The sequence below is a fragment of the Alistipes sp. An31A genome, assembly GCF_002159425.1.
GTDB lineage: Bacteria > Bacteroidota > Bacteroidia > Bacteroidales > Rikenellaceae > Alistipes > Alistipes excrementigallinarum.
In genome coordinates this window covers 1-26,628 of record NZ_NFIO01000007.1, presented here as the reverse complement: position 1 = coordinate 26,628, position 26,628 = coordinate 1, and the positions used below count along the sequence as shown (strand labels likewise).

The 26,628-nt window shown below is 50.1% G+C and carries 21 protein-coding genes; 14 read left to right on the top strand and 7 right to left on the bottom strand.

Features of this window, described 5'->3' with window-relative positions:
* Nucleotides 1–35: 35 nt before the first annotated feature.
* From B5F90_RS07285 to mobV, 6 genes are all read left to right on the top strand, one after another.
* The gene (locus B5F90_RS07285; RefSeq protein WP_087362146.1) at nucleotides 36–1,394 is read left to right on the top strand and encodes a site-specific integrase; all 1,359 of its coding nucleotides are present in this window, start codon (nucleotides 36–38) and stop codon (nucleotides 1,392–1,394) included.
* Between the two features lie 57 nt (nucleotides 1,395–1,451).
* A complete protein-coding gene (locus B5F90_RS07280; protein ID WP_087362145.1) occupies nucleotides 1,452–2,123 on the top strand; it encodes a DUF2975 domain-containing protein in 672 nt (223 codons plus the stop codon).
* A 339-nt stretch (nucleotides 2,124–2,462) separates the two neighbouring features.
* Nucleotides 2,463–2,792, top strand: coding sequence for a helix-turn-helix domain-containing protein (locus B5F90_RS07275; protein WP_087362144.1), 330 nt, complete (start codon nucleotides 2,463–2,465; stop codon nucleotides 2,790–2,792).
* Entirely contained in the window at nucleotides 2,785–4,284 is a 1,500-nt protein-coding gene (locus tag B5F90_RS07270; RefSeq protein ID WP_087362143.1) for a YfjI family protein, read from the top strand. Before B5F90_RS07275 ends, B5F90_RS07270 begins: the two co-directional genes overlap by 8 nt.
* On the top strand, nucleotides 4,277–5,305 hold the full coding sequence (locus B5F90_RS07265; RefSeq protein WP_087362142.1) for a DUF6371 domain-containing protein: 1,029 nt from the start codon (nucleotides 4,277–4,279) through the stop codon (nucleotides 5,303–5,305). The genes B5F90_RS07270 and B5F90_RS07265 overlap by 8 nt, the downstream gene beginning before the upstream one ends.
* 150 nt (nucleotides 5,306–5,455) lie before the next feature.
* A complete protein-coding gene (gene mobV / locus B5F90_RS07260) occupies nucleotides 5,456–7,003 on the top strand; it encodes a MobV family relaxase (protein WP_087362141.1) in 1,548 nt (515 codons plus the stop codon).
* 186 nt (nucleotides 7,004–7,189) lie between these two features.
* Here mobV and B5F90_RS07255 read toward each other — a convergent pair whose 3' ends face one another.
* Genes B5F90_RS07255 through B5F90_RS07230 form a run of 7 tightly spaced genes read right to left on the bottom strand, consistent with a single transcriptional unit; the run spans nucleotide 7,190 to nucleotide 17,507 of the window.
* Nucleotides 7,190–10,222: a DEAD/DEAH box helicase family protein gene (locus tag B5F90_RS07255; protein ID WP_087362140.1), complete on the bottom strand. Its 3,033-nt coding sequence runs from the start codon at nucleotides 10,220–10,222 to the stop codon at nucleotides 7,190–7,192.
* Between the two features lie 11 nt (nucleotides 10,223–10,233).
* The gene (locus B5F90_RS07250) at nucleotides 10,234–12,240 is read right to left on the bottom strand and encodes a site-specific DNA-methyltransferase (protein ID WP_087362139.1); all 2,007 of its coding nucleotides are present in this window, start codon (nucleotides 12,238–12,240) and stop codon (nucleotides 10,234–10,236) included.
* 15 nt (nucleotides 12,241–12,255) lie between these two features.
* A complete protein-coding gene (locus tag B5F90_RS10835; protein WP_143256129.1) occupies nucleotides 12,256–12,567 on the bottom strand; it encodes a hypothetical protein in 312 nt (103 codons plus the stop codon).
* Complete coding sequence (locus B5F90_RS07245; protein WP_087362138.1) at nucleotides 12,567–13,166, bottom strand: DUF4391 domain-containing protein; 600 nt, start codon at nucleotides 13,164–13,166, stop codon at nucleotides 12,567–12,569. Before B5F90_RS07245 ends, B5F90_RS10835 begins: the two co-directional genes overlap by 1 nt.
* A 3-nt stretch (nucleotides 13,167–13,169) precedes the next feature.
* The gene (locus B5F90_RS07240) at nucleotides 13,170–14,057 is read right to left on the bottom strand and encodes a hypothetical protein (protein WP_087362137.1); all 888 of its coding nucleotides are present in this window, start codon (nucleotides 14,055–14,057) and stop codon (nucleotides 13,170–13,172) included.
* A gap of 2 nt (nucleotides 14,058–14,059) precedes the next feature.
* On the bottom strand, nucleotides 14,060–17,302 hold the full coding sequence (locus B5F90_RS07235) for a helicase-related protein (protein ID WP_087362136.1): 3,243 nt from the start codon (nucleotides 17,300–17,302) through the stop codon (nucleotides 14,060–14,062).
* Complete coding sequence (locus B5F90_RS07230) at nucleotides 17,277–17,507, bottom strand: helix-turn-helix transcriptional regulator (protein ID WP_087362135.1); 231 nt, start codon at nucleotides 17,505–17,507, stop codon at nucleotides 17,277–17,279. The genes B5F90_RS07235 and B5F90_RS07230 overlap by 26 nt, the downstream gene beginning before the upstream one ends.
* Before the next feature lie 110 nt (nucleotides 17,508–17,617).
* Here B5F90_RS07230 and B5F90_RS10830 point away from each other — a divergent pair, with 110 nt between their 5' ends.
* The 8 genes from B5F90_RS10830 (at nucleotide 17,618) to B5F90_RS07195 (ending at nucleotide 26,196) form a co-directional block, all read left to right on the top strand.
* Nucleotides 17,618–17,839: a hypothetical protein gene (locus B5F90_RS10830; protein ID WP_143256128.1), complete on the top strand. Its 222-nt coding sequence runs from the start codon at nucleotides 17,618–17,620 to the stop codon at nucleotides 17,837–17,839.
* 813 nt (nucleotides 17,840–18,652) lie between these two features.
* On the top strand, nucleotides 18,653–19,096 hold the full coding sequence (locus B5F90_RS07225; protein WP_143256127.1) for a hypothetical protein: 444 nt from the start codon (nucleotides 18,653–18,655) through the stop codon (nucleotides 19,094–19,096).
* A 15-nt stretch (nucleotides 19,097–19,111) separates the two neighbouring features.
* Complete coding sequence (locus B5F90_RS07220) at nucleotides 19,112–20,101, top strand: hypothetical protein (protein WP_143256126.1); 990 nt, start codon at nucleotides 19,112–19,114, stop codon at nucleotides 20,099–20,101.
* Between the two features lie 123 nt (nucleotides 20,102–20,224).
* Nucleotides 20,225–21,082, top strand: a complete 858-nt coding sequence (locus B5F90_RS07215) for a metal ABC transporter permease (RefSeq protein ID WP_087362132.1) — start codon at nucleotides 20,225–20,227, stop codon at nucleotides 21,080–21,082.
* 234 nt (nucleotides 21,083–21,316) lie between these two features.
* On the top strand, nucleotides 21,317–22,855 hold the full coding sequence (locus B5F90_RS07210; protein ID WP_087362131.1) for an LptF/LptG family permease: 1,539 nt from the start codon (nucleotides 21,317–21,319) through the stop codon (nucleotides 22,853–22,855).
* A complete protein-coding gene (locus tag B5F90_RS07205; protein ID WP_087362130.1) occupies nucleotides 22,830–24,047 on the top strand; it encodes a bifunctional 3,4-dihydroxy-2-butanone-4-phosphate synthase/GTP cyclohydrolase II in 1,218 nt (405 codons plus the stop codon). Before B5F90_RS07210 ends, B5F90_RS07205 begins: the two co-directional genes overlap by 26 nt.
* 131 nt (nucleotides 24,048–24,178) lie before the next feature.
* Nucleotides 24,179–25,147 (top strand): methionyl-tRNA formyltransferase, encoded by a 969-nt coding sequence (gene fmt / locus B5F90_RS07200; protein ID WP_087362129.1) that lies wholly within the window; start codon nucleotides 24,179–24,181, stop codon nucleotides 25,145–25,147.
* 380 nt (nucleotides 25,148–25,527) lie between these two features.
* Complete coding sequence (locus B5F90_RS07195; protein ID WP_087362128.1) at nucleotides 25,528–26,196, top strand: TonB-dependent receptor plug domain-containing protein; 669 nt, start codon at nucleotides 25,528–25,530, stop codon at nucleotides 26,194–26,196.
* Nucleotides 26,197–26,628 lie beyond the last annotated feature (432 nt).

The following is a 26,628-nucleotide window of genomic DNA, read 5'->3' as shown; positions in this document are numbered from 1 at the left end:
CCTCGGGAATATTAAAAAAAGGAGGAAAAAAGCGTATGGGAAGACCAAAAAGACTATATCCACTTGGCAGATACCGGCTCCGTGTCCCCAAAGATGCGGAGGCGGACAAAGCCTACCCTGTCGTATTGGAATATACCTGGAACCGACAGATTATCCGTAAAACGACAAACGTCTTTGCAAAGATTGCCGACTGGAACCAGAACGGGAATCAAGGACGTGGTGAGCTGCGTGTCAGTTACGGAAGCGAGTATAAACGTCTTAACCAGCTTCTGCTGGCCCGTGTTGAACGGATTGACAGTCTGCTTGCGGAGTATAATGAGAGGAATCCGAATCAGATTACAGCCGAAGTTGTGGCGGGCTTCCTTGCAGACAAGCCGCTTGCACGGCGAGACCAAGGGAAGGATTTTGTGGAATTTACTTTGGAGCGCCTTTCGTCCGATTACTCCCGAAACAGAATTGGCAGGAGCCGTTATGAAAATGGCAAGAGTTGCATGAATATCTTCCAGACCTTTCTACGGGCAACCAAACAAGGGTCCTATCGACCCGATGCAATCTATGTAGGCGATATGACTCCGGAACTGCTGGACAGCTACATAGCTTGGCGTAGAGACGTAAAGTTGAACAGTGATGCGACAATTAACCATGCCTTGACGCCGATATTGAAAGCTTGCGCCTATGCGAGCGAGCTGGGTATGATGGAACCTGCAGTCAATGCCAGAATTCAGGATATGCGTATCGTGTCAAAAGTTTCGCTTTCGGAAGAGGAAGTTGAGTTTGATGGCAAAAGTCTGTCCAAGGAGCAAATGTTATCTCTTCTTGAATATTACAAGACATGTCTTGAACCTCGCCGTAAGGAGTTTCTGGAAATGTTCTTATTTGCTTTCCATGCCTGCGGACTCCGTGTAGTGGATGTGATGACCTTACAATGGAAACATATCGATTTTTCCCGGAAAGAGTTGCGGAAAATAATGATTAAGACGAACAAACGTCACGTGATTCCACTAACGGAACCTGCCTTGCATATACTGCAGCGGTGGCAGGAGAAGCGTGCCGGATGCCGGTATGTCTTCAACTTAGTAAAGGATGATCTGGATCTTGATGATGCAGAGGCTCTGTACAAAGCCCGTAACAATGCAACGAAATGTATCAATCAGTCGTTGGCGGTTGTCGGAGAACAGATAGGGCTTCCGTTTACCCTCTCAATGCATTGCGGCCGGCATTCGTTTGCGGTCTTTGCACTGAATAAGGGACTTTCCATGTCGGTTGTCAGTCGTTTGCTCGGCCATGGAAGTACGGATGTCACCGAAAAGGTCTATGCCAAATTCCTGCCCGAAACGCTGTCTGCAGAAGTGGCACGTCTGAAAGAGGATTTTGCATCTCTGGAAATTGTCTGATAATTGTAGATGGCTATTATAAACAATCATTAATTTTATATCTAAAATTGATTTGATATGACTATTACGAAGATATTCCTATTGCTGGTGTGCGCATTTGTTCTGGTATTGCTGCTTTCTACTATCTTTAATAAGCACCATAGGATAATCATGTGGTCTGCTGCAATAGTATTTTTTATAGGAACTCTGCTCCTTATAGGACTTGGGATAATTGATCCGGTAAAGGACAATCATCCTGATCCTGTCGTTATAACAGGCATTGTCACCGCCCTTATCTTATCGGGGCTATTTGCATACGGAGCAGAAAAACTGCACATCAAACTTAGGGAAAAGAATCAGCAAACCGTTCAAGCCATAGATAATCAGTCAGAATGTCCGGATTCCCCAAAAGGGGTTGTATTGTCGGGAAGACTTGATACTTCACTTGCCCGTACAATCTTTGCGAAAGCAATAGAAGCCGGATATATTGAAGAGGTAGGGTCCCATTATAGCTGGAAAGGGACAAAGGCTCTTCTTGCCTATATGTGTGGTCGAATATATTGCGGCGATTATCCTGAATATTCCAAATACGAACAGAAGACTTTTTGGGAGTTCGGCAACGGACTCTTCCCCGATGTCGAACTTAACGCACTATTTGAACAAACCGGTATCGGACAGTCCCGGCAGAACAGGAGGGATATGCCCGTCCCTAACAATGCCGGAGAAATTGACAAGTTTTTTCAGAAGTGATAAAAAACGAAGGGTATTATCTTCGTTCTTGGCAAGTCTTAGCTTCTGGCTTGTTATGCATTTTGTTTCGCTTCATCTGGCAATCTTCGATTTTTTCAATTTTATTTTCCTCTTTTTTATTACTGGTAATCAACTGGTTACATACAAAGTTGTGACAGAATCATAACTTTCCATAACACCTGTCCTAACATTGGATAATTTATTGTAACTTATTAGTCCTCAGCTATTTCATACATTCGTGCCGTGATTCTGGTGCGATGTGCACAATCGTACCATATCGTATAACCAGGCTGAAGGTCTGAGTGTGCATCAGGGCAATCGGCCATAATTGTTTTAAGTATGGCTAAAGAAACGAATGTAGAGAAGCTATGCGACCGGGAATTGCTTGAAAAGATTCTCAGCATAGTGGAGAGACAAGAGAAACTGCCGCCTCCAGTTCATGAAGGCGGACACCGTCTATATGACAACAAGTCTTTGATGGAGAAATTGAACATCAAAGAAAAGTATCTGAAAAAGTTGCGAGACAACGGCTATCTCGGCTACTCGCGTGAAGGTGATAAATACTGGTACACGCAGGAAGACGTAGACCGCTTTCTGCGTCGTTTCCATTATGAAGCTTTCGCTATTGGTGATGAACTTCCAAAGCAGGAAGGAGGTGGCTATGTTTGACACCGTTCATTTGACCAACATGCTTCGTTCTGAAGTGGAAGGCATTCCGGAAACAGGTCTTCCGTTAGATGCCTTCCCGGACAAGATACAGGAGATTATCCTCAATCTTGCCAGATACGAAAATTTCAATGTGGAATATACTGCGTCTATTGTTCTTTCTGCTGTTGCTACTGCAATAGGCAACTCTTGTCATATCCGTATAAAGGGCGAGTGGAAAACTTGCCCATCCCTTTATATGATGCTGGTCGGACGTCCCGGGCTCGGAAAGACTCCTCCCCTCGGTTTTATCTATAAGCCGATTAATGAGTATGATGACCGGCTGCATGAGAAATATAACGAGGAATATGACGAATATGAAAGAGCCATGTCAGCAGGCAAGCACGGAAGTGACGGGGAAGAACAACTGCTCAAGAAACCGAATTTTGTAACGACGGTCATTTATGATTCCACCCCGGAGGCGATGATGAATATTCATCAGCATAATCAGCGTGGGATAACATTGGTCGTCGATGAAATCCTGGCTTTGTTCAATTCCGTCAAAAGGTACAACAGCAAGAACAACCTCATTGAAGATCTGCTGACAGCTTATAGCGGACAGCCGTTAAAGATTATCCGCAAATCAGAATCACGTCCTGTTCTAATCAAGAATCCATGTATAAATGTCATCGGTTCAGTACAGACGAATATGCTGCAGGAAGTCTTCCGTGCAGAGTTCCTTGCCAACGGATTGCTTGACCGTTTTCTGTTTGTCTATCCTAAAAACAGGAAGATATCCGGATGGAGACGGGAAGAACGGAATACAGCCCGTCCTGATATCATGAATCAATGGAGGACAATAATCAACAGAATCCTAAGTATCCCCTGTATCCTTGATGACAAGGGTACAACGGTCAATCCCCGTATCCTTACAATGTCTGACGATGCGGAAGAATATTTTTATGAATGGTACAATGGAATTATAGATGCTGTAAATGCCATTGAGGATGATGCGGATGTTGAAAGCCGGAAGATGAAACTCAACGGCCATGTAGCACGTCTTGCCCTGTTGTTTCAGGTAATGAAATGGGCTACTGATAGTGGAGATATGCAATATATTGAGCGGGATTCCGTAGAATCGGCGATCCGTATGATTGATTATTATGAGGAAACATACAGGAGGATTCAGGAAACCATTGTCATAAACAGTATCGGCGAAACGAAAGAAGCCTGGCTTTCTCTGTTGGAAGATCGGTTCACTTCCGGGGAGGCTGTTATTGCCGGTAGAAAAGTTGATATGTCCCGACGTACCGTCTATTATGCGCTAGACCAATTATGCCGGCTTAAGCACCCTCTTATAGAAAAGCTTCAGCATGGAGTCTATCGCAAACTTATGACAGAAAATACTGATGCACCTTGCACTATTGCACTTTCATCTTGCCAGGATACCGTGCAATCTTCTCAAAGTGCAAAAGTGCAGAGTGCAACCATACTAAAATCAGAGGACCATGAGTGAATACAGATTCCATTTGCAGAAATACCGCCCTGGAAGCAAGGCTACTTGTCCGAACTGTGGTAAAAACCGGTGTTTTGTCAGGTATATTGATGAACAAGGCAGCATTAGCTTTCCCGCTAATGTTGGTAAGTGTGATCACGAAAACAGTTGTGGCTACCACTATACACCTAAGGAATACTTTAAGGATAATCCTGATGTATTGGAAATGGATGAGGGAAGCGACAAGTCACTTCTTTCTGTCCCTCATAAGACGGCAGATAAAACTCCGTCTTGTATTGTTCCTTCGTATATTCCTTCATCTTATGTGTTAAGGAGTCTGTCACATTATTCAATCAACCCCTTATATCAGTATTTCTGTCAGGTGTTTGGTGAAGATGAGACAACCAGATTGTTTGAAATGTATCGCATAGGGACATCTTCAAAATGGGGAGGTGCAGCGTTTTTCTGGCAGACAGATATAAATGGACAGGTAAGAACCGGTAAGGTAATGTGCTATAATGCTGAGACAGGGCATCGGGTTAAAGAGCCTCAGGCTTTTGTCAGCTGGGCACATTCCGAGTTGAAGTTGCAGGATTTCCATTTGAAGCAATGTCTGTTTGGAGAACATCTTCTGAAAAATTCATCGTCTCCGGTAATGCTGGTGGAAAGTGAAAAGACCGCTGTTGTAATGAGCCATTTTATCCCCGATTATATATGGCTGGCAACAGGTGGAAAGAATGGTTGTTTCAACAGTGAAGCTATGCAGGTTCTCAGAGGCAGGGAAGTTACTCTCATCCCTGATTTAGGAGCAACCGAACAATGGAAAGAAAAGTCTGCTTTGTTGTCTGGAATATGCAAACGGGTTGTTGTGTCCAATGTTTTGGAATGTACATCCGATGAAGAACAACGCAGCCAAGGATTGGACATTGCAGACTTCTTTCTGTATTCACCATCAAAGAGACAGATACTCCATCAGATGATACAACGTAATCCAGCATTGCAGTTGCTCATTGATGAACTGGATCTGGAACTTATTGAATAGTAAAGGAACTTGTTCCGAGGATTTATAGAAAGTCCTTAACACAATAAGGACTTTTTGCCTGACGGCAATAAAATCCGGTCATTGTCCCGCAGAGCGGACTGGCACAAGAGCAAGCTCAAATATTAATCATTTGTCAAAAGAATACCCTATATGAACACAGATATTAAACAGGCCATGCATGTTGAAGCCGGGAAGTCATTCGGCACATCAGAGGCGAATGAAAACGAAAGGCATTGGAATGACGACAAGATTGACAGAAAGAATCAGGATCCGACCAATCACTATGACAAGACCCGAATGAAACTGAATTTCGAGATTGGGCCCGATGGGAAAATTCATCCGTTAGGCTATCAAGAGAAATCGCTTGAAGTACGTTTGCAGGAACGGTTGACTGAACTGGGCTGGAAACCCTTCAAGCCGGACAGCAAAATTCAACCAAACTGTTGTGCGAAATTTATCTTTGGAGGCAATCATGACCGTACACTTGAGATGGCATTTGGAACCCAAACCGTAAATCTGGAAAAGGGTGCAGATAACAGTCATCTCCAGCGATGTCCGGAAATCGAACAATGGGCAAAAGATGTCTATGACTGGTGCGCCAAACGGTACGGACAGGAAAACATCATCGGCTTCCAGGTTCATCTTGATGAGAGCAGCCCGCATATCCATGCCTTGATCGTTCCTGTAGGCCAACGAGCCAAAAGCGGACGCGAATGCGTCATGTGGTCGGCTAAGTTTGGTAAGAGCCGTTATGAGTATGGCCATATTCTTCGGGAAATGCACACCTCTCTTTATGAAGAGGTAGGGAGCAAGTACGGGCTGGAACGTGGTGACAGTATCGAAGGTCGGAACGTCAGCCATCTTGGTAAACGCGATTATATCCGGAAACTGTCCAAAGATGCGAAACAGGCGGAGAAAGCAGTCAAGGGGCTGCAAACTATGATACGGAGGTTGGAAGCACAGATATTCAGGTCTCAATCTCAACTTAAAGAAATAGAGAAGTCTCTGGCTTCCGGCAAAATCGCTCTTCAGGAATATGAAATTCAAAAGACCAGGGTACAAAAACAGATTTCCGAATACCAGTCAAAACTTGAAGACAAGGCATGTAAGCTTCAAGAAAAGGAGCAGGAACTGGAGCAGATGACAAAGAATATAGACCGTGTCGGTAGAGTGGCGCAACCTTTCCGCAATCACAAGATAGATTTTGAGCTGCCACGAATCATTGGTAAACCTCCGATATTCGGTGTTGACAAATGGATTGAGGAGCAGAACAGGTCTATCGCCAGCCGATTCGTGAAGATTGTACGTCAGATTGAAGAACGGTATCGAAAGGATGCCGAACAGCAAATACAAGCGGTGCGGAATAATGCGTTGCTGGACTATCGGGAGTTTAAATGGCTGCAACAGGAGTATGCACGACTGACGGCTCTCAACGACAATCAAGCTGAACAGATGCAGACATTTCTTGACCAGCTGGCTGAGCCTTCTGTACGGGAACGAATCTTCACCATCGCTGATGCTTTGATTGGCGGACAGCCTGTCGCTGTTTCATCCGGCGGAGGCGGTGGCAACGCAGACTCCGACCTCCGCTGGGACGGAAGAAGTCCGGATGAGGAGGAAGAAGCGTATAGGAGGAGGTGTCTGCTACATGCCGCAGAAGTCGTTTATAAGTCTCAAAGAAAAATTATACGCAGATAATCATAACGAATCAGGAGGCGCAGTGTTTGGAATTTTTGAACAACTACGCCTCCAATTCATCTTCTTTATAAGATTCCTGTCTTTACCTGGACAAGCCTTGGCGTATAAGTTACTCGCCTAACATATTGGGGCTTGTCTATCTATGGCTGCAAATAAACTTGTGTTTTGCTATTCTTACTTGGCTGCTTAACACTCTTTACCCATTTCGTCCAACAAGTCACTATATGAAGTTACTTTATGATACTTTACCTTGGCTGTAGAAATAGAGTTAAACAACTTTTCTGCGCATTCTATTTTAGCCAATTCTATCTTAGTCAGATCCATTGACGACATAGAACCCTTGGTCTCAGCAATAAAGAAAATATGCTTTATTCCATCTACTTCCATGGCAATAGCCCAGTCGGGTGCATAATTCCCAACCGGAGTCGGTATCTGGAAGGTCCGCGGTAACTTGGCATATACTACAACCTCCTTGGCTTCATCAAGATCATGAGCAAATTGCCGCTCTCCCTTGCTGTCGCTGAATACATAGTCAGTTATATGTTTCTTAGCTTCATAGGCCTTGTCAAAGTCCATTTTACTCTTTACCGTGAAGATATTGCTGTCGTATTTCCCCTCGGTCATGTTGTAGTGGATTGTTTCTACAATCATCGTGGACTTTTGTTCCTTGATGATGCTGATAACTTTCCGGATAAATTCCTCAGGATTATTTTTGAACAAATACAACTTGCTTTCTTTGATACCTTGCAGTATTTTCACGACCGTGCGACGCGTGAGGTTTGCCCCCTTGGCAATATCACCCACCAGATCGTAACGAACTGTCGAGGTACATACATCGGTCAACTGATGCGATTGTGATCTGGTATCGCCAAATTCTGTTACCTGTTTTTCATCCTGCGTTCCTTCAATCATGATATAACGGAGCTGTTTTACATCCAGTTCCGCATTGATGTGCAGAATGGCTTTCTTAATCAACTCATCGCTGTCGTAGCTTACCGTGTAAACATATTGATGGTTGATTTCTTTCCATAATGCCTGGAATTCTTCTTTGCCAAAATTCTCATTCAACTTATTCTCCGGGATAGTGGTTTTCTCTTCCACCACCATATCATCGAGAGCCTTCGGGTCAAAGATAGAATTGATCAGTCGAGTAACTCCCTCGGCTATCGGTTGCAACTTCGGAGGCAACGGAGCCACGCTGCCGTTGGTTATAGCCTCACGATATTCAGGTGTGATATGCTTATCTCCGTCAATATAGCCATTGTCTTCCAAATAGATGATAATGCGGCTTGCTTCCGATTCGTCTATGGTATGAATCTCTTCTCCGATCTTTATCTGCTTGCCTGTAAAATAGACCACGGTTGCTTTGGCGGCACGCTCGCGCAACACCTCGCGGGTCTCCTTCTGCAATGCACTGGTAAAATCGGCATAACTTTCATTAGCTATGACCGTCAGTTTGTTTACCTCATGCACATCCTCACCCAACAGCTCTTTATCCATACGGATTCCGTTTTTATCCACACAAAGGCGAAGGCCACGTCCTACTTCCTGTCGTTTGGCTGTGGTCGAGTTGGAGTGTCGAAGCGTACAGATCTGAAATACATTCGGGTTATCCCATCCCTCACGCAATGCTGAGTGTGAGAAGATAAAGCGGGTAGGTTCGTCAAAGCTCAACAGTCGTTCCTTGTTCTTCAATATCAGGTCATAGGCCGATATATCATCCGACAGACCGGTCTTCTTCTCTACCTTTCCATCGATGACACGGTTCGTTTTCTTGTCTATCGAGAAATAGCCTCTATGCACCTCTTGAGGTGTAAACCGACGCAGGTATTCATTATAATCCTCGTCCCATATCTGGAACTCATCGCTTACCAGGCGTGCATACTCATCTTCGAATATCTTTTGGAACACGCCCTTCACTTCATTTCCCTCTTCGTCGTAGCTCTTATATTTAGCAACTTCGTCGATGAAGAAGAGCGACAGGCACTTGATACCCCGCTTGAACAACTGGCGTTCCTTCTCAAAGTGCGACTTGATGGTTTCCCTTATCTGGACGCGCTGCATCGTCAACTCGCTTGTGTCTCCGATTACCTCACCTCGCCGCAGCGTGACGCCATTCAGGAATGTAACATAACCTTTGGCGTTGATTTCAGACAGGGTAAACCCTTCATATTCGGCCAATCCCGATTCTTCACGCAGACTGTCCCCAGTACCGAAAGTTTTTGTTTTTCGCACTATGGAGCCCGATGCCGTTTTTGTTTCGATTTCAATGCGAGCCATAGGCGGCCGTTTGGGTGAGAGTTCAATACTGTCAAGATACATATAACCGCTTGTACCACGCAGGTTCTTCAACTCAAAGCCCTTTACATGAATGCGTTTTACCAGCTGCTGACGGTAGGCATCCAATGCATCGAGCGCATAGACCGTGTCGTGTTTGGTTTTGTGTGTAGCCGAATAGTTCAGCACAAACAGCGGATTGAATCGTTTGATACCTGCCTGAGTGGCATCACCCTCCATCTTTTGCGGCTCGTCCATAATGACAATAGGATTGTTGGCCGCAATCACATCAATCGGTCGGCGGCTTCCAAACTCGTCGCGCTTGGAGTATATGATGCGGCTCTCCTTACTGCGGCCTCCCTCTTTCATGGATGCGGCAAAAGCCTGCGTATTGATAATCATCACGCTCAATCCCGAGTCTGACGAAAAGCTGTCCAACTGCTGCAGGTTGCTGCTGTTGTAAACAAACCAGCGGGCTTTCTTGCCATAGAGTTCCATGAAGTGCTCTTCCAGCATGCTAAAGCTCTTGGCTACGCCCTCTCGAATGGCTATACTGGGCACCACGACAATAAATTTGCTCCACCCGTACTGCTTGTTCAGCTCAAACATCGTCTTGATATAGACATAGGTCTTGCCCGTACCGGTCTCCATCTCTATATCCAGATTTACCGGAGCCACTCCTCTTGCCAGCGTTTCCGAAGGGGTTATATCGTATAAATTCTGCACGAAGCGGATGTTCCGGAGCATCGTCTGTTTGTCCAGTTCCAAACGGTGGTTGCCGTAGCCGGTCTCTTCCTCCTTATATGTAATCCGTTGATCCCGGTAGGTTCCCAAGTCCCTGCGATAGGTCGACAGAGTATGTGATGGCTGCCCTTGAAATACCGCCACCGTATTTTCTACGGCATCGGTCTGGTATTGCTGTATCTTAAACTTGAATTTCATACCCCTCCCGTTTAGATAATTCGGCAATTTGTATCCGGCGAATAGTGGCGGAATATCTGCTCAAAGTTGTCAATCACATTGTCGTTGGCGGCCGAGGCGTCGCGCATGACGAAATATACCGGGTGCAGCTGGGCTATTTCCTTTATGGCGGCTTCGGTCACATCGCGGTCGAAGCAAGCCACCATATAGTTGTCATCTACCAGGTGGACGGTTTTGCCCGCTATCTGTCGAGTCTCGATCTTGGCCGAGAGTTCTATGCCGAGGTCGAGCATCACCTGGAACAGTAGGTCTTCACCCGTGCGGTCGGCCTTTACGTTCTCGCTGAACAGCGATTGCATCGTAAACTCCTGCGGGGTGTAATAGACCTCTTCCATATTGGAGGAGTCAAGTTTCAACACGCGGAATCCGGTGTCGAGTTTTTCTATTCCCTCCTTGTCTTTGTTTTCCTCTTTGATTTTCTGGCCGGCACGGCGTATGCGCTCCTTGCCTATCTCGCAAATATTTTTGTATCCTGCTTTGTAGGCTTCGCTCGTTTCGTCGGTCTTTTCGGGTAGCTGGACCATAATAAACTTGCGGTTGCCCCCATCCTCGGCATTGAGCTGCATCACGGCATGGGCTGTTGTAGCAGACCCGGAAAAGAAATCAAGAATTAATGAATCACTATCCACATAGGAGGTAACTAATGAAATAAAAGTCTTTATCACCTCCTCGTCTTTAGGATAATCAAATATATGAGCATCCATTAATCTATCTAATCTTTTAGATGCTCCACGTCCATCTTTATAAAAAACGCTTGCAAAAACTTCATTTTCTGTTTCCTTTAGAAAGCGTTTTAGACAAGGGACTGTAGTTTCATCTGGCCCAAAAGCAATTCTATTTTCTCTTAACAGCTCAGGCAATTTAGATTCTGCAAATCTCCAGCCTCCAGAAGGACATTTGCATGGCAAACCTGTTACAGGATGGATTATCGGGAATCTCCCTCCTTTACCCGTGCCTTGGGATATATCACCCTGATAATATATCCCAAGGCACGGGTCGTATTTCTTATAATGAGATTGTGACTTGGCTGGGTCTGAATCTGATAATCCTTTATAAAAGGCCGTAAGGCCTTTTTCGATTTTTTCAATATCAGAACCATACGATTTAACCAAACGATCTACTTCTGTATAGATTTTTTCTAATCCTTCTTTACGAGTCTTCCAATTTTCATTGGCAAAATGATTATCATACTCTATGTTATAACGCCTATTCTTACAATATATTAGGCAATACTCGTGATTTACAGCAACCTGTGCTGCCATTGATTTACGCCCCTGCTCCCATATTAAATTTGCCACTAAATTTTCTTTTCCAAAAATCTCGTCACAAATTTTACGCAGGTTCTCGACCTCGTTGTCGTCGATGGAGATAAAGATTACTCCGTCGTCTGATAACAGATCGCGGGCCACTTTCAAACGGGGATAGATCATATTGAGCCAGTCGGTATGGAAACGGCCGTTGCTCTCGGTATTGCGCTGCATCGGGTCGATGGTTTGGTTGCCCTCTTCATCGAACAGACCGCTTGTTTCTTCAAACTCGTCACGGCTTTGTGCGAAATCGTCGTTATAGACAAAATCATTGCCGGTGTTGTAGGGCGGGTCGATATAGATCATCTTTACCTTACCTAGATAGGTTTCGCGCAACGCTTTCAGTACATCGAGGTTGTCACCCTCGATATAGAGGTTCTGCGTGTGGTCAAAGTTCACACTCTCCTCGCGGCAAGGGCGCAGGGTCATCGTCGTGGGTGTATTGGCCAGTCGATTGGCAGCACGCTTGTCGGGCCAGGTAAACTGATAGCGCTCCTCGCCCTCGCCAATAATCTCGTTTGACAATTCGGCTTGCAACTTTTCAAAATCAATAGCCAACTCGGGCTTGCCGTCCTTACCCAATCGTTCCGTCACACAATTCGGGAACAACTGCTGTATCTTCTCTATATTGGAGCCTATCACATCAAGGCTATGCATTTTCAGTTTGTCCATGATACTATAATCGATTTATTGTTTTAGCAAAGCAAATATGGATATAATAACAGCTAATAAAGATATTGCCGTATTTATCCAGAACTTTTTATCGTCAAAAATAGACGGATTGCAAAGTTTGGGATTAACATGTAAATATGTAATACCCTTGGGACTAAGATTAACAATAACCGCATATCCAAGCTCACACCAGACTACATTAATCAGACCTTTTTGCTCAAGAAGCAATAAATCCTCCGTGTCACTTTTGGGAATATCATGATATTGTTTGTCTCTAATGGCTCGCAAAATCTTTTTGCAGGCTTTGGATAAGTATATTTTCTCCATTATATCTGTTCTTTTAGTTTTTTAATCTGTTCAAAATATTCCCGTTTGCGTCGAGGCTGTTTCTCGTTGGCCATTTTACGCTCGAGTGTTGCTATTTGAGCAAGTAACTTGGCCCGTTGGTCATTATCGGCTATCTGCTCGGTCAAGGTCTGGCCATCGGTCACCTCGATATGGCCAATTGCTTTCACGATATTCTCCCAAACGGCATCGAGGTTCAGCCCTGACAGCGGCAAGGTAGCTTGCTCGGCGGTTTGCCATGCGGTTGTAAACAGCCTGGTGTGGAAGATGGCAAACTGTACCTGATCCTCATATCGCAGCGCAAAAACCATATTCTGAGCAATCAGCCGGGTCAGCAGCAAGATGTTCTTTGCATCGTATTTCCTGCGCTTCATATGCACATCAAGGACATAAAACTCCTTCACCTCGACGCCTTCGCTCAATGCCGGTATCGTTGCCGAGGATACCACCGCCACAATATCGATGCGGGCGACATCGGCATCGAAACCCTCACGCTGGGCTGTTGTCAGGTCAAATTTAGCATAAATTGCCTTCTTGGGCAACTGCCGTTTTCGTTCTGTTGATATGGGAAGGCCGTACATAAGCTATTTTGATGGGATACTTAACCGTTGGTGGAAAGAGGTTGTTTGCTCATTAACACTTACTGGTTTAGTCAAAATCGTATCTTTAATTTCAACCGTCAAAGGCTCCTCTATATGGTTATCCTTTATTGCCTTTTCAATCGTGGTAATTTGGTCAGGATCGATTTCTTGCGAAGAACACATTTGACATATGTCAAAAATTACAGATGAAAATAATGCAATAACAGCAATCCATACTGCTATTTGGCTCCATTTAACAGATTTTAAGGTCGCTGCTATTTCTGTGTTATTATACCGTTCTTCTAATGTTTTGAAATCGTTATTGACATAATCTACCGCTAACGGCAATGGGTAAATTATCCCTAATCCATATTTTTGCAGATCATATGCGAAATCAAGGTTTATGTTTTGAGTCTGGCCTATTTGGAATAAGCCATAAACGCCATTGCCCATGTTCTCCATTGGGAATTCATTACCAGAAGAGTCTCCGGAAATAAAGGAACTCAAATCGGTACATTCAGTAGGCCTAAATTTATCGTTTTTTTCATCATAAATATATTTATCTCTATCATACAAAACATTATATCCAACATCTTCCTTTTCTGAATAAAATTTTTGTATAGCAATAAAGCCAAGAGACTCTAATTCTTTGATAAAATAGATGAAATCACAGATATCATAATATTGTTTTTCTGCCTTATCCTTATCTTTTGTTCTATTGTATAAGGAAATCTGCGGCTTTTCCCCGTATGTCCATTTAAGAGCAAAGAAAGAAAACTTAGTACGCAATATTTTGGCTACTTGTAACTCTTGTACGTGGCTTAACCCTTTCTCTTTGAGTTCTACAAATTCCTTTATCCATTTATTTTCTTTGTCGGTAAATTTCCTCATATCTATTTAATGACTAAGAATGTTATCAACTCAAAATCGTCCAAACCGCGTATCTCACCGGCAAACAGGTTGCCCTGCACCCCGTTCAGAAAATCGTCTATGTCGCTCTCTTCCTTGACGGTGATAATGCTCTCTATGGCCGATTGCAACAGGTCGCTGTAGTGGCGCATATTCTTGCCGTCGCGAGTCTCCTTGTTGAACTGCTTGCAGAGGGTCATGTCGGGCTCTGTCTTGTCTTTGCAGGCGTAACGCATCTTGTCGAGCAGTTTCTTGGGAGACAGATGATCGCAGATGACGGTGCCGGTATGCGAAATGTAAACCATGTAGAAAGGGTGCAACAGGTTGGAACGGTCGATATTCACACCGTTGTTCTTGTTCTTCAGTACATAAATGACACCCGGTTCTACCAAGTCGGAGGCGGCGACTATGGCACTCATGCCAAATGGGGTGAGATCCATGTTGGGATGCTCCTTCAAGTTGGCCAGCAAGTCGAGACGGAACTCATTCAGACCCAAATCCATGATGTTGACGCCGGTATCCATATCCTCGATATCAACCACTTCGTTCTGAAGTTTCTTCAACTGGTTACGGCGGTACTCCAAATCGCCTTTTTCATCGACCGACAAGAGGTTGTCATCACCGGTACTGGTGATAACTGTCGCTTTCATGCGGCTCTCGACACGACCTTTCAACTTGATGTAATCGTCGAGTTCCATATCGGGCCAATAGTTAACCAGCTGAATGACTTCGTTGCGGCTCCCGATACGATCGATGCGTCCAAAGCGCTGAATGATGCGCACTGGATTCCAGTGAATGTCGTAGTTGATAAGATAGTCGCAGTCCTGCAGGTTTTGTCCTTCGCTGATGCAGTCGGTAGCAATTAGCACGTCTATTTCTCTTGTATCGTTGGGGTGAATGGCATCACGATCTTTGGATATAGGTGAGAAATAGGTGAGTATGTCGTTAAAGCTGCACTTGATGCGCGGCAAGGTGCTCTTACCTTCGGTACTACCGGTTATCAAAGCCGTGTGCAGTCCGCAATCATTCAGGATTCGACCGGAAAGTTGCTCGTACAGGTAGTTAGCCGTATCGGCAAAGGCTGTAAATATCAATACCTTTTTGTTGTTGCCATTAATCGGGTGTTCAAACTTGTTCTTCAAATCTGCTACCAGCTGCTGTAATTTGGCATCGTGCTCTGGCGTAATATCTTTCAGCATGAAGATAAGCAGCTCCAATACATCGACATCCGCCTGCAAGTCGCGCCGCCACCTTACATAATCCATATCACGCAGATTGATTTTGGATTTACGCCCTACGAACGGATCATTTTCGGTATCTTCGCTGTCGAAGTCTTCTGTGAAGTCGGTGATATCAATGGCTCCTGCTCCGCTTTCTTCAAACTTGTCAATGGCGGCAATAGAATCTTTGATAAAATCGTGTATCCTTATCAGGGTCAGGCGGAAAGAATTGACGCTACTTTCCAGGCGTTTCAACAGGTTAATAGCCATCAATTTCCGGATTCCCTTCTCTCGACCGTCTATGGTCAGGCCCTCACCTTGATAGTCGATTCCATAATTATCTTTTGCACTTTCGAAGATAAATAGGGACGGCGTATAGATGGAAAGATTCAGGTTATTCAACTGCTCGGCAATGTCGCGGAATGTAATCGTATCACTTAAATCTGTCAGTTTCGGTCTGCGAGACAGCGGAGACAGGCGTGTAGGGAATTTGCCTACATCGTTCGTGTTGTAGTATTTGATAATGTGACTACGGCTACGGGCAATAGTGACGGCATCGAGTAACTGAAAAAAATCGTAACTTAACGAATCTACCAGTTTCTCCGTCGTTCTTTGTTCCGGCAGTAGTTTAGTCCATTTGGAATAAGCCGTCTGGGCATCCCGGAAAATCCGGTCTATACTTTTATCCGTATCCAGCAAATTGTTGATGTTTTCAGCCTTTCCTTCATACGCCAGTTGCAACTGATTTTTCAAATCGTTGAAACGATTGTTTACCGGAGTAGCCGAGAGCATGAGCACTTTGGTCTTTACACCACTGCGTATGACTTTGTTCATCAGTCGGGCATAGCGGTTTTCCTTGAAATCATCGTCTTCATTGTCAAACTGACCGCCATTGCGGAAATTATGGCTTTCGTCTATGACGATTAAATCATAGTTTCCCCAATTCACTCGTTCCAGGTCAAGACCATTACTCAATCCACCATCCCTTGACAAGTCGGAATGGAACAAAATGTCGTAACGCAGACGATCTGCCAATACCGGATTGTTCTTATAGTTGGAACGAAAAGTCTGCCAGTTGTCATTTAATTTTTTCGGACAAAGTACCAGTACATTTCTGTTTCGGTTCTCGTAATACTTGATAACCGAAAGAGCCGTGAATGTTTTACCCAGACCAACACTGTCAGCAAGGATACAGCCGTTATATTTTTCCAGTTTGTTTATGATTGCCAAGGCCGCATCACGCTGAAAACTGTACAGCTTATTCCATATTACACTGCTTTTGAATCCTGTGGCTTCGTTGGGTAGAACATCCTCACTAATGTCTTCTAAAAATTCATTGAAGATATTGTATAGGGTGATAAAATAAATAAAGGCAGGAGCATTCTCCTTGTAAACGGTCTCGATGTTTTCTATAACACTCTCTGTCACATCCTGAAATTTCTCCTTATCCTTCCAGAGTTCAGCAAAGTTCTTTAGGAACATATCTGTTGAACTATGGCTGGGCATACCTACAACCATCGGGCAGATATTGTTCCCTCGATCCAATCCCAGTTCCGTAGTGGTGAATTCATTGAAAGGCATATAGGTGTAGGTCTCTTCTCCTTCCCTTATATTGAGGAAGGTATTCATGGAGCCGTGAGTGATGTTCGTCTTAAATCGGGCCTTTCTACGAATCCAGTCTGCGCACTCTCTGGCAATGGCTCGTTGTGTAAGTTGGTTACGGAGCCTTATTTCAAAATCAGAACCGAAAAGATTTCTCTCTCGATTCAACTTAGGGATATAGAACTCTCGCTTCTGCTTCTCAGTTTTATCGGTAGTAAATGTGGGAGATGTGAAGATGAAATTTACACATTCTACCTTCTCCAACTCTTCTTTCAGAGCCTCATAGGCATAAATAGAAAAGCTGGCTGCCGCGATAGAGACCTGGCTATTGCCCGACGACAATACCTGTCTCAAATCATCGATGACACGCTCTGTTATATTATTGAATTGCTTCGGAACTCTCATATATGTTTGCGTTCTTATTTATCAAATCCCGGACTTCAACACCTAACAAAAAGGCAATCTTGGTCAAAGTCTGCAAATCGGGCTGTGAAGTGTTTGTACACCATTTTGAGACAGTTGCAGGATCTTTTCCCAACTGTTCGGCCAACCATTTGTTGGTCCGTTTTTTTTCTACCAGAACGACTTTAAGTCTATTTATATCAGCCATCACTCTCTCACTTTTTTTGCGTTACACGCAAATATAGTAATTGTATTTCGATATATATTAGTTATGTGTATTTTTGTGACTCAAAATAGTAAACAGTATAAATTCAGATTATGGAAAATATAACACTTGATGATCTATTGTTGATTATTAACAATAGAGGTTTAAATATGACATGGTGTGACCATGATAATTGGCCAGTAGATAGAGCTTTAGATTATATCAAAGGACTTTATGCTCTATATCCAGAAGATATAAGGATAATAAAAGATTATGGGAACATTATAGAAATATACTACAAAGACAAACTTATCCAAAGATACATAGCCAGATAATCTGATGAACTCTATTTTGTTTGTCCTCCCTTTTCCTCCCATCGCCTCAGACCGTCTCAGATGGTGCGGTTTGTTTGCGTAAATTTCATTGATTGTCACATAATATATTGATAATCAATGTATATAAATTTCTTCAACGAGGAGGAATACTAATTGAATTTGTAAATATCTGTTTGACAGATATTTGAAAACTTTCTAATGCGACCTTCGGGTCGCATTTTTTTTGTCCGTCGCAGCCGGGAAGGGAAGTCTGTCGCAGCCGGGAAGGGAAGTCTGTCGCGGCCGGGAGGGAAAGTTCGTCGCGGCTCGGATGGAGGGGCTTGTGCGGAGCGGTGGGGCGGCATATAGCAAGGGCGCATGGGTGGAAGCCGACGGCAGGCGGAGGGTGGAAGCTGACGGCAGGCGGCTGACGGCAGGCGGGAGGCGGAAGGTGGAAGCAGAAGGCAGGAAGGAAGGCAGGCGAAGGGTGGAGGCTGACGGCAGGGGGCTGCGAACGAATAGTTGTCCATAAAGGACGTTTTTGTTGGTATTTCTTGCATCTTTATCGGATAAAAAGTATATTTGTGTGTCCTTTCAGGACAATATGCTGAGCAGAATGGTATACCGGAAGCGTAAGTTTGTTCTCGGTTGTGTGGTTCGAAAACGGAGAATGGACGGTCGCGTCCCTCTTTTTCGCGTACTTGTGTGTTGAGGCGCAGGCGCACCGTACGGTGCGGCCTGTACCGATGTCCGGAATGAACCTTCAGCACCACGCCTCCCTCATGCAATAACCCGTTCCGGGGTGCGGGAACACAAGTCAAATTCTACAAAATTATGAAAAGAACTATTCTTTTGCTGGCGGCTGCGGTCGCTCTGAGTGCATGCTCGAACAGTGTCTACAAGTCGCACACGGCACGCGTGGCGCGGATTCCCGCCGCCATGGAGTCGATGGTCAACGTCTCGGACCTGGAGGTTTCGGAGACCAAGGTAACGGGCATCTGCACGGGTAAGGACGGCAAGTACCTGTCGAAGAAGGTCAAGGAGCAGAACGCCATTGCCGAGGCGCTGAAGAAGACGGGTGCCGACATCCTCGTCGAGCCGCAGTTTACCTATACCTACGACAAGAAGGGTCGTCTGACGACGGTCGAGGTGTCGGGATATCCCGCACGCTACCGCAACTTCCGCTCCCTGACCAAGGAGGACGCCGAGGCCATCAACGCACTGCGCAACCCCTCGACGCAGCAGCAGGTGCTCATGCTCCCGGTAGTCCAGAAATAACGTACGCTGTCGGATATGAGTCTGGGACACAATATCGTACGGCTGCCTCTGTTGGCGGCGGTCGTACTCCTTGCGTCGTCCTGCTCGGTAGCCCGTCGCGTTCAGACGGCACGGTCGGTGGAGCTCCGTGCCGAAATCACACAAATGCCGACGGTTGCCGAACTTGACGTCGCGCCCGTTCGGGTCGAGGTCGATACGACCTGGACGAATCACCTCTTCAAGGGCTCGACGCCCGTGGAGGCTCAGCGCGAGGCGTTGGTTGCCCGTGCGCTTGCCGGAGGGTCGGCCGACCTGCTGGTCGAACCCAAGGTGCGCCACGAGGCCAACCGGCACTGGTTCCGCACCGAGCACCGGCTCACGGTGAGCGGCTATCCCGCCCGCTACGAGCGGTTCCGTTCGGCTACGCTCGAGGACATCCGGACCATCAATGCCGTGCGTTGTCCCGATACGGTGCGGACGACGCTCGTGCTGGCCGAGACACTCCGGCCCACGCCCCGCAAGGGAGCCTCGCTCGGGAAGGCCGTTTCGGTCACCACGCCGAAACCCGTCCGGGCGAAGGGCGGCAAGTTCCGCGAACGCCGCTCGGGATACCGCGGTCTGGTTGAGGGCAGCTACATCAACCTTACCACTTCGTCCGACTTCAGGGGCGACGGCTTTGCCTTCTCGACCATCCACGGCCGGCAGTGCGGCAAGCACTTCTTCGCAGGTCTGGGCGTCGGAGTCTTCAAGGCGAATGCTGAGCGTCTGAACTCCGGTTACGACGACTACGGCTATACGGATAGCAAGGTGATGGTTCCCTTCTTCCTCAACGCGAAGGCCTATCTGCTCAAGAGCCGCTTCTCGCCCTATGTCGAGGTGCGCGGCGGATACGAGGTGTCGGAGACCGAGTCCTACTACCTGAGCGGTGGCATCGGATTGAGCTACAGTCGCTTCGAGCTTGGCGCCAACTACTTCCAGTTCGACGGACTGAGCGGTATCCAGGCGCGTCTGGCCATTCTCTTCTGAGGCACTCAGCCTCTTGTCATGCGGCGCTGCCGTCTTCCCGAGGGGGGGGCGGCGCTTTTTTATGCGCCGCGAGTTGCTTCCCGGGCACAAAAGATGTACCTTTGCAGACGCTCCAACTGTACTATGGAATTTTTCAGCGACCTCTTCCAATACGGCTATCTCTCGAACGCCTTCATCGCCTGCATCCTCTCGGGCATTACCTGCGGCATCGTCGGCACCTATGTCGTCTGCCGGAGGATGGTCTTTCTGGCGGGCGGCATCACCCACTCGTCGTTCGGCGGGCTGGGCATCGCCTTCTACCTGGGTGCCAATCCGATTCTGGGCGCGATGCTCTTCGCCGTCCTCTCGGCGCTGGGCATCGAGTGGGCCTCGACGCGGGGGCGCATCCGCGAGGATTCGGCCATCGGCATCATCTGGTCGGTGGGCATGGCCGTCGGGGCGCTCTTCATGTCGCTCCGCCCGGGATACACCTCGGGCGACTTGTCGGCCTATCTCTTCGGCAGCATCGTGACGGTGACCGACGGCGACGTTGCGGCGCTCGCCGTGCTGACGGCCCTCCTGATTGCCGGGGCGCTGCTCTGGCTGCGTCCGGTCATGTACGTCGCCTTCGACCGCGAGTTCGCCCGCAGCCGCGGCATCCATACGCGCGTGATTTCCTACCTGCTGGCGGCGCTCATCGCCGTGACCATCGTCCTCTCGATTCGCATCATGGGCATCGTGCTGCTCATCTCGCTGCTCACCATTCCGGTGGTGATTGTCAACAGCTTCTCGAAGTCGTTCCGCGTGATTACCCTCGCCGCGCCGCTCGTGGCCGTGGCGGGCAACGTCGGGGGGCTGGTGCTCAGCTACGGCTTCGAGGTGCCCCCCGGTGCGGCCATCATCTTCATCCTGACGCTGCTGCTGGTCGTCGCGCGCCTCTGCGCACGGCTGCGTCCGCGTCTTGCTCCGGTGTCGGAGCCCGTGGCCGGCGCCGACCGCTGACGCGGCCTCATGGCCCCTCCCGTGCGGCGTTTTTTGGGGGTGGTTCTTCCCGGCCGCAATTTCTTAGAGTACAGCCTATTCTGCTGCACGGAGGCTGACGCAGCCCGCCGCCGCGCGAAACTTCCCGACGGAAGGCTGCGGATAGTCCGCCGCGAAGGCCGTTTATTCGTTTTTTTATTGTATCTTTGTGCCTGCCGTTCACCGGCCCCCTGCAAATGACTGTGGAAGCGTAGCATGAAAACCATCTACAAACTCATACTGAAGTCCTACCTCGGACCGATGATTATGACCTTCTTCATCGTGATGTTCGTCCTGATGATGAACTTCGTATGGCGTTACATCGACGAGCTGGTGGGCAAGGGCCTCAGCGCAGGCATCATCATCGAACTGATGGCCTACGCCATGGCCAACATGATTCCGCTGGGTCTGCCGCTGGCCACGCTGCTGGCCGCCATTATGACGATGGGCAACCTGGGCGAGAACTACGAGCTGCTGGCCATGAAGTCGGCCGGCATGTCGCTGCCGCGCATCATGCGGCCGCTGCTGGTGGTGGTGGGCATCATCGCCGTGGGCAGTTTCTTCGTGAGCAACAACCTGGTCCCCTACGCCAACAAGAAGATGTACAGCATCCTCTACGACATCCGCCAGCAGAAGCAGACCATCGAGTTCCAGGACGGCCTCTTCTTCAACGGCATCGACAACATGTCGATTCGCGTCGGGCGTCAGGACCCCGAGACGCACCTGCTGCGCGACGTGCTGATTTACGACAACCGCGAGGTGAACGGCAACATGAACACGATTGTGGCCGATTCGGGCTACATCCGCCTCTCGGACGACAAGAAGTTCCTGCTGGTGACGCTCTTCCACGGCGAGACCTACGAGCAGACGCGCAACAGCCAGTGGTATACCAAGAGCTCGCTGCGCCACCATACGTTCGACATGCAGGACCAGCGGATTTCGATGGACGGCTTCGCGATGGAGCGGAGCAACTCGGACCAGTTCTCCAACAGCCAGACCAAGAACATCAACGAACTGCAGCACGACATCGACTCGCTCGAGGTGGAGGTCAATTCGGTGACCGGCCGCTCGTACGAGCCGCTGCTCAAGGAGCAGATTTTCGTCAAGGACAGCTCGGTGCTGGCCATGGTCGACAGCCTGCGCGTCGACAAGCGCGGCTACGGCCGCATGTATGCCATCGACTCGCTCAAGCAGCTTCCCGTGCGCGAGAAGGAGCGGGTGTGGGACCAGGCGCGGACGCTGGCCAAGAATTCGCGCAACATGTTCTCGTTCGACGAGTCGATGTCGAAGGATGCGCTTAACCAGCTCTACCGCAGCAAGGTGGAGTGGCACCGCAAGACCTCGCTGCCCGTCTCGATTATCATCTTCTTCCTCATCGGCGCGCCGCTGGGGGCCATCATCCGCAAGGGAGGACTGGGCATGCCGATTGTCATCTCGGTCATCTTCTTCGTCATCTACTACATCATCAGCATCACGGGCGAGAAGCTGGCCAAGGAGGGGAGCTGGGATGCCGTCTACGGCATGTGGCTCTCTACCTTCATCCTCGCGCCCATCGCCGTCTATCTGACCTACAAGGCGACGAACGACTCGTCGCTGCTCGATACCGACTGGTACGCCGGTCGCATCAAGGTGCTCCGCGAGAAGCTCCATCTGAACGGAGTGTTCAAGGGGGTGAAGTGGAGCAAACTCAAATTCAAACGCAAGAACGAACAATCTAAATCCCAACCAAATGGCAACGGAGAGCATATTGAATAGCGTCGAGGAGGTCATCGATGACTTCCGACAGGGTAAGGTGGTAATCGTCGTCGACGACGAGGACCGTGAGAACGAGGGCGATTTCATCGTCGCGGCGGAGAAAATCACGCCTGAAATCGTCAACTTCATGCTCAAGGAGGGGCGCGGCGTGCTCTGCGCACCGCTGTCTGAGGAGCGCTGTGCCGAGCTTGAGCTCAACATGATGGAGCCCAACAACACCTCGCTGCTGGGCACCCCCTTCACCGTGACGGTCGACCTTCTGGGCGAGGGGTGCACCACCGGAGTCTCGATTCACGACCGTGCGGCGACCATTCGCGCGCTGGCCGACCCGAAGACGCGCCCCGCCGACCTGGGCCGTCCGGGCCACATCAATCCGCTGCGTGCGCGCCAGAAGGGCGTGCTGCGCCGCCCGGGCCACACCGAGGCAGCCGTCGACCTGGCCCGTCTGGCCGGTCTGCAGCCCGCCGGCGCGCTGATTGAAATCATGAACGAGGACGGCACGATGGCCCGCCTGCCGCAGCTGCGCGAGGTGGCCCGCAAGTTCGGACTCAAGATTATCTCGATTGCCTCGCTCATCGCCTACCGCCTGCGCGAGGAGTCGATTGTCGAGAAGGGCGAAACGGTCCCCCTGCCCACGGCATGGGGCGACTTCATGATTACCCCCTTCAAGCAGAAGAGCAACGGTCTGGAGCATGTGGCGCTGACCAAGGGCACGTGGTCGGCCGACGAGCCGGTGCTCGTGCGCGTCCACAGCTCGTGCGCCACGGGCGACATCTTCGGCTCGTGCCGCTGCGACTGCGGCGAGCAGCTGCACGAGGCGATGCGCATGATTGACGAGCAGGGCAAGGGCGCCATCATCTACCTCCAGCAGGAGGGGCGCGGCATCGGCCTGTGCAACAAAATCAAGGCCTACAAGCTCCAGGACGAGGGGTTCGATACGGTCGATGCCAACGTCAAGCTGGGCTTCCGGGCAGACGAGCGCGACTACGGCGTCGGTGCCAGCATCATCCGCGAGCTGGGCATCCAGCACATGCGGCTGATGACCAACAACCCGCAGAAGCGGGCCGGTCTGGAGGGCTACGGCATCACCATCGACGAGATTGTCCCCATCGTCATCGCCCCCAATGCCTACAACCTGCGCTACCTGAAGACCAAGGAGGAGCGCATGCACCACAAGCTGGGGCTCAAGTAGGGCGTACCACGCAACGAAGCCCCGCGGTGCGCACCGCGGGGCTTTCCTTTTCACCTTCACCGGTGCGGCCGCAGCCTCGGCGCTCCCCGCGAGCGGAGGGTGCACGGGCCCACCGGACAAATTCGCAGACAATGGACGCAAAGAATCTTCGCATCGTATTCATGGGTACGCCCGAATTTGCCGTACCCTCGCTCCGGGCGCTTGTCGCCGGGGGCTACCGGGTGGTGGTCGTCGTCACGACGCCCGACAAGCCGGCCGGCCGCGGCCAGAAGGTCCACCAGAGCGACGTCAAGGTGGCGGCGCTCGAACTGGGGCTGCCCGTGCTGCAGCCCGAGAAGCTGCGCGCCCCCGAATTCGTCGAGGCGATGCGGGCGCTGCAGCCCGACCTGGGCATCGTCATCGCCTTCCGCATGCTCCCCGAGGTCATCTGGTCGATGCCGCGTCTGGGCACCTTCAACCTCCACGCCTCGCTGCTGCCGCAGTACCGCGGCGCGGCGCCCATCAACTGGGCCATCATCAACGGCGAGCGGGAGACCGGTGTGACCACCTTCCTGCTCAACCACGAAATCGACAAGGGGGCCATTCTGGCTCAGGCGCGCATGCCGATTCTGCCCGAAGACAACGTCGGTACGATGTACGACAAGCTGATGCACCGCGGCACGGAGTTGGTGCTCGATACGGTCGAGCGCCTCGCTGCGGGCGATGTCACTCCCGTGGCGCAGCCCGAGTACGACGACGGGCAGCTCAAGCCTGCGCCGAAGCTCTTCAAGGAGGATTGCCGCATCGACTGGAGCCTTCCGGGGCGGCGCATCGTCGACTTCGTGCGGGGGCTCTCGCCCTATCCCGCCGCCTGGAGCGGTGTGGTGCGCGACGGTGAGTCGGAGCCCGCGACGAGCGTCAAGATTTTCACGGCCCGCTTCGAGGCGGCGCGGCACGGCGAGCAGCCGGGCTCGCTCTTCAGCGACGGCCGCACGCTGCGCGTGGCCTGCGCCGACGGCTGGATATGGCTCGACGAGCTGCAGATGGCCGGCAAGAAGCGGCTTCCGGTTCGCGAACTGCTGCTCGGCTGGCGCGACGTCAACAACTGCTCGTTCCGGTAGCGGGCCGGTAGCATTTCGGTAGCGTTCCGGGTGGTTCGGACCGGTTGTGGCCGGTTCGGGGGCAGTTCCGGGTGGTTTGAGATGGCTTTAAGGCAGTTCCGGTCAATGTTCCCACCAGATGGCTTCTGCCCGCATCAGCAGGCATAGGGCCTCGACGATAAAGGCTTCAAGCGGAGAAATTTGCAGGTTTCTCCGCTTTTTTCTATATTTGAAGTTGATGAAATGCGGCCCGGCGGGGCAGCTTCGATGCCTCCGGCGTGACCTCCGGTGCCTCCGGCTTAATCTCCGGTGTGTTCGGCGCGACCTCCGGTGCGTCCGGCCCGGCATCCCGCCTCGCGGTCCGCTTTATTCCGCTTTTACGAACCTAACCGCTACGAGCCATGATGAAACGACTTCTGCTTCCGCTCCTGCTGTTGGTGCCCTTCGTGCTGTGCGCCCAGCAGAACGACTCCTCCGATGTCCCCTTCAACGGACTGGTCAAGGACCTCTCGGGCAAGGGGGTCAAGGTGCGCGTCTTTGTCAAGAACAGCGACAAGCGTACGGTGGCCGACCGCGAGGGGCGCTTCGGTCTGACGAACCTCAAGCCCACCGACACGCTCCTGCTGCAGTACCGGCGCGAGAAGGTCGAGATTCCGCTCGACGGACGGCGCAGCCTCAAGGTGCTGTGGGGCGGCGAGCAGCCCTCCTACGATGAGGACGAGGAACTGGTGGACCTCGGTTTCGGCTATGTCAAGCGGCGTGAATATGCCGGCTCGTCGTCGGGCATCACCGGCGAGATGATGCTCCAGAAGGGCTTTACGGACCTCCAGACGGCGCTGCTGGCCTTGGTTCCCGGGCTGCAGCTCATCAACGGCGAGCTGGTCATCCGCGGTCAGAGTTCGGTCAACTCCTCCTCGGCGGCGCTGATTGTCTGCGACGGGATGCCCGTTTCGAGCCTCAACAGCATCAGCATCTACGAGGTCAAGTCGGTCGAGGTGCAGCGCGGCAACAACATGTACGGCGTGCGCGGCGGCAACGGCGTGATTCTGATTCGTACGCGCGACAAGTAGGGTGCGGCCCGCGGCGGATGGCGCCCGGCTGTGAACGGCCCCGGCAGGTTGTTGCGGGGCCGGGCGGGTGTATGCAGTCGCGCTGCGGTCCATGCACGGGGGCTTGTGCCCCGTCTCCTATGCCCCGTCTCCTGCGCCCCGTGCCCGCGTTTCCCGTGTTCTGCTGCCCGCGGCCAGTAGCCCGTGTTCTGCGTCCTGCACCCCGTGCCCGCGTCTTCCGTCTTCTGCACTTCGTGCCCCCCGTTTCCCGTGTTCTGCTGCCCGCGGCCAGTAGCCCGTGTTCTGCGTCCTGCGCCCCGTGCCCCCGTGCCCGTGCCCGTGCCCGCGTCCGCGTCCACGTGTTCCGCGTTTTGCGTCCTGCGCCCCACGCCCGCGTCTTCCGTGTTCCGCGCCCCGCACCCCGCGCCTGCGCCCGTGCCCGTGCCCCCGTCT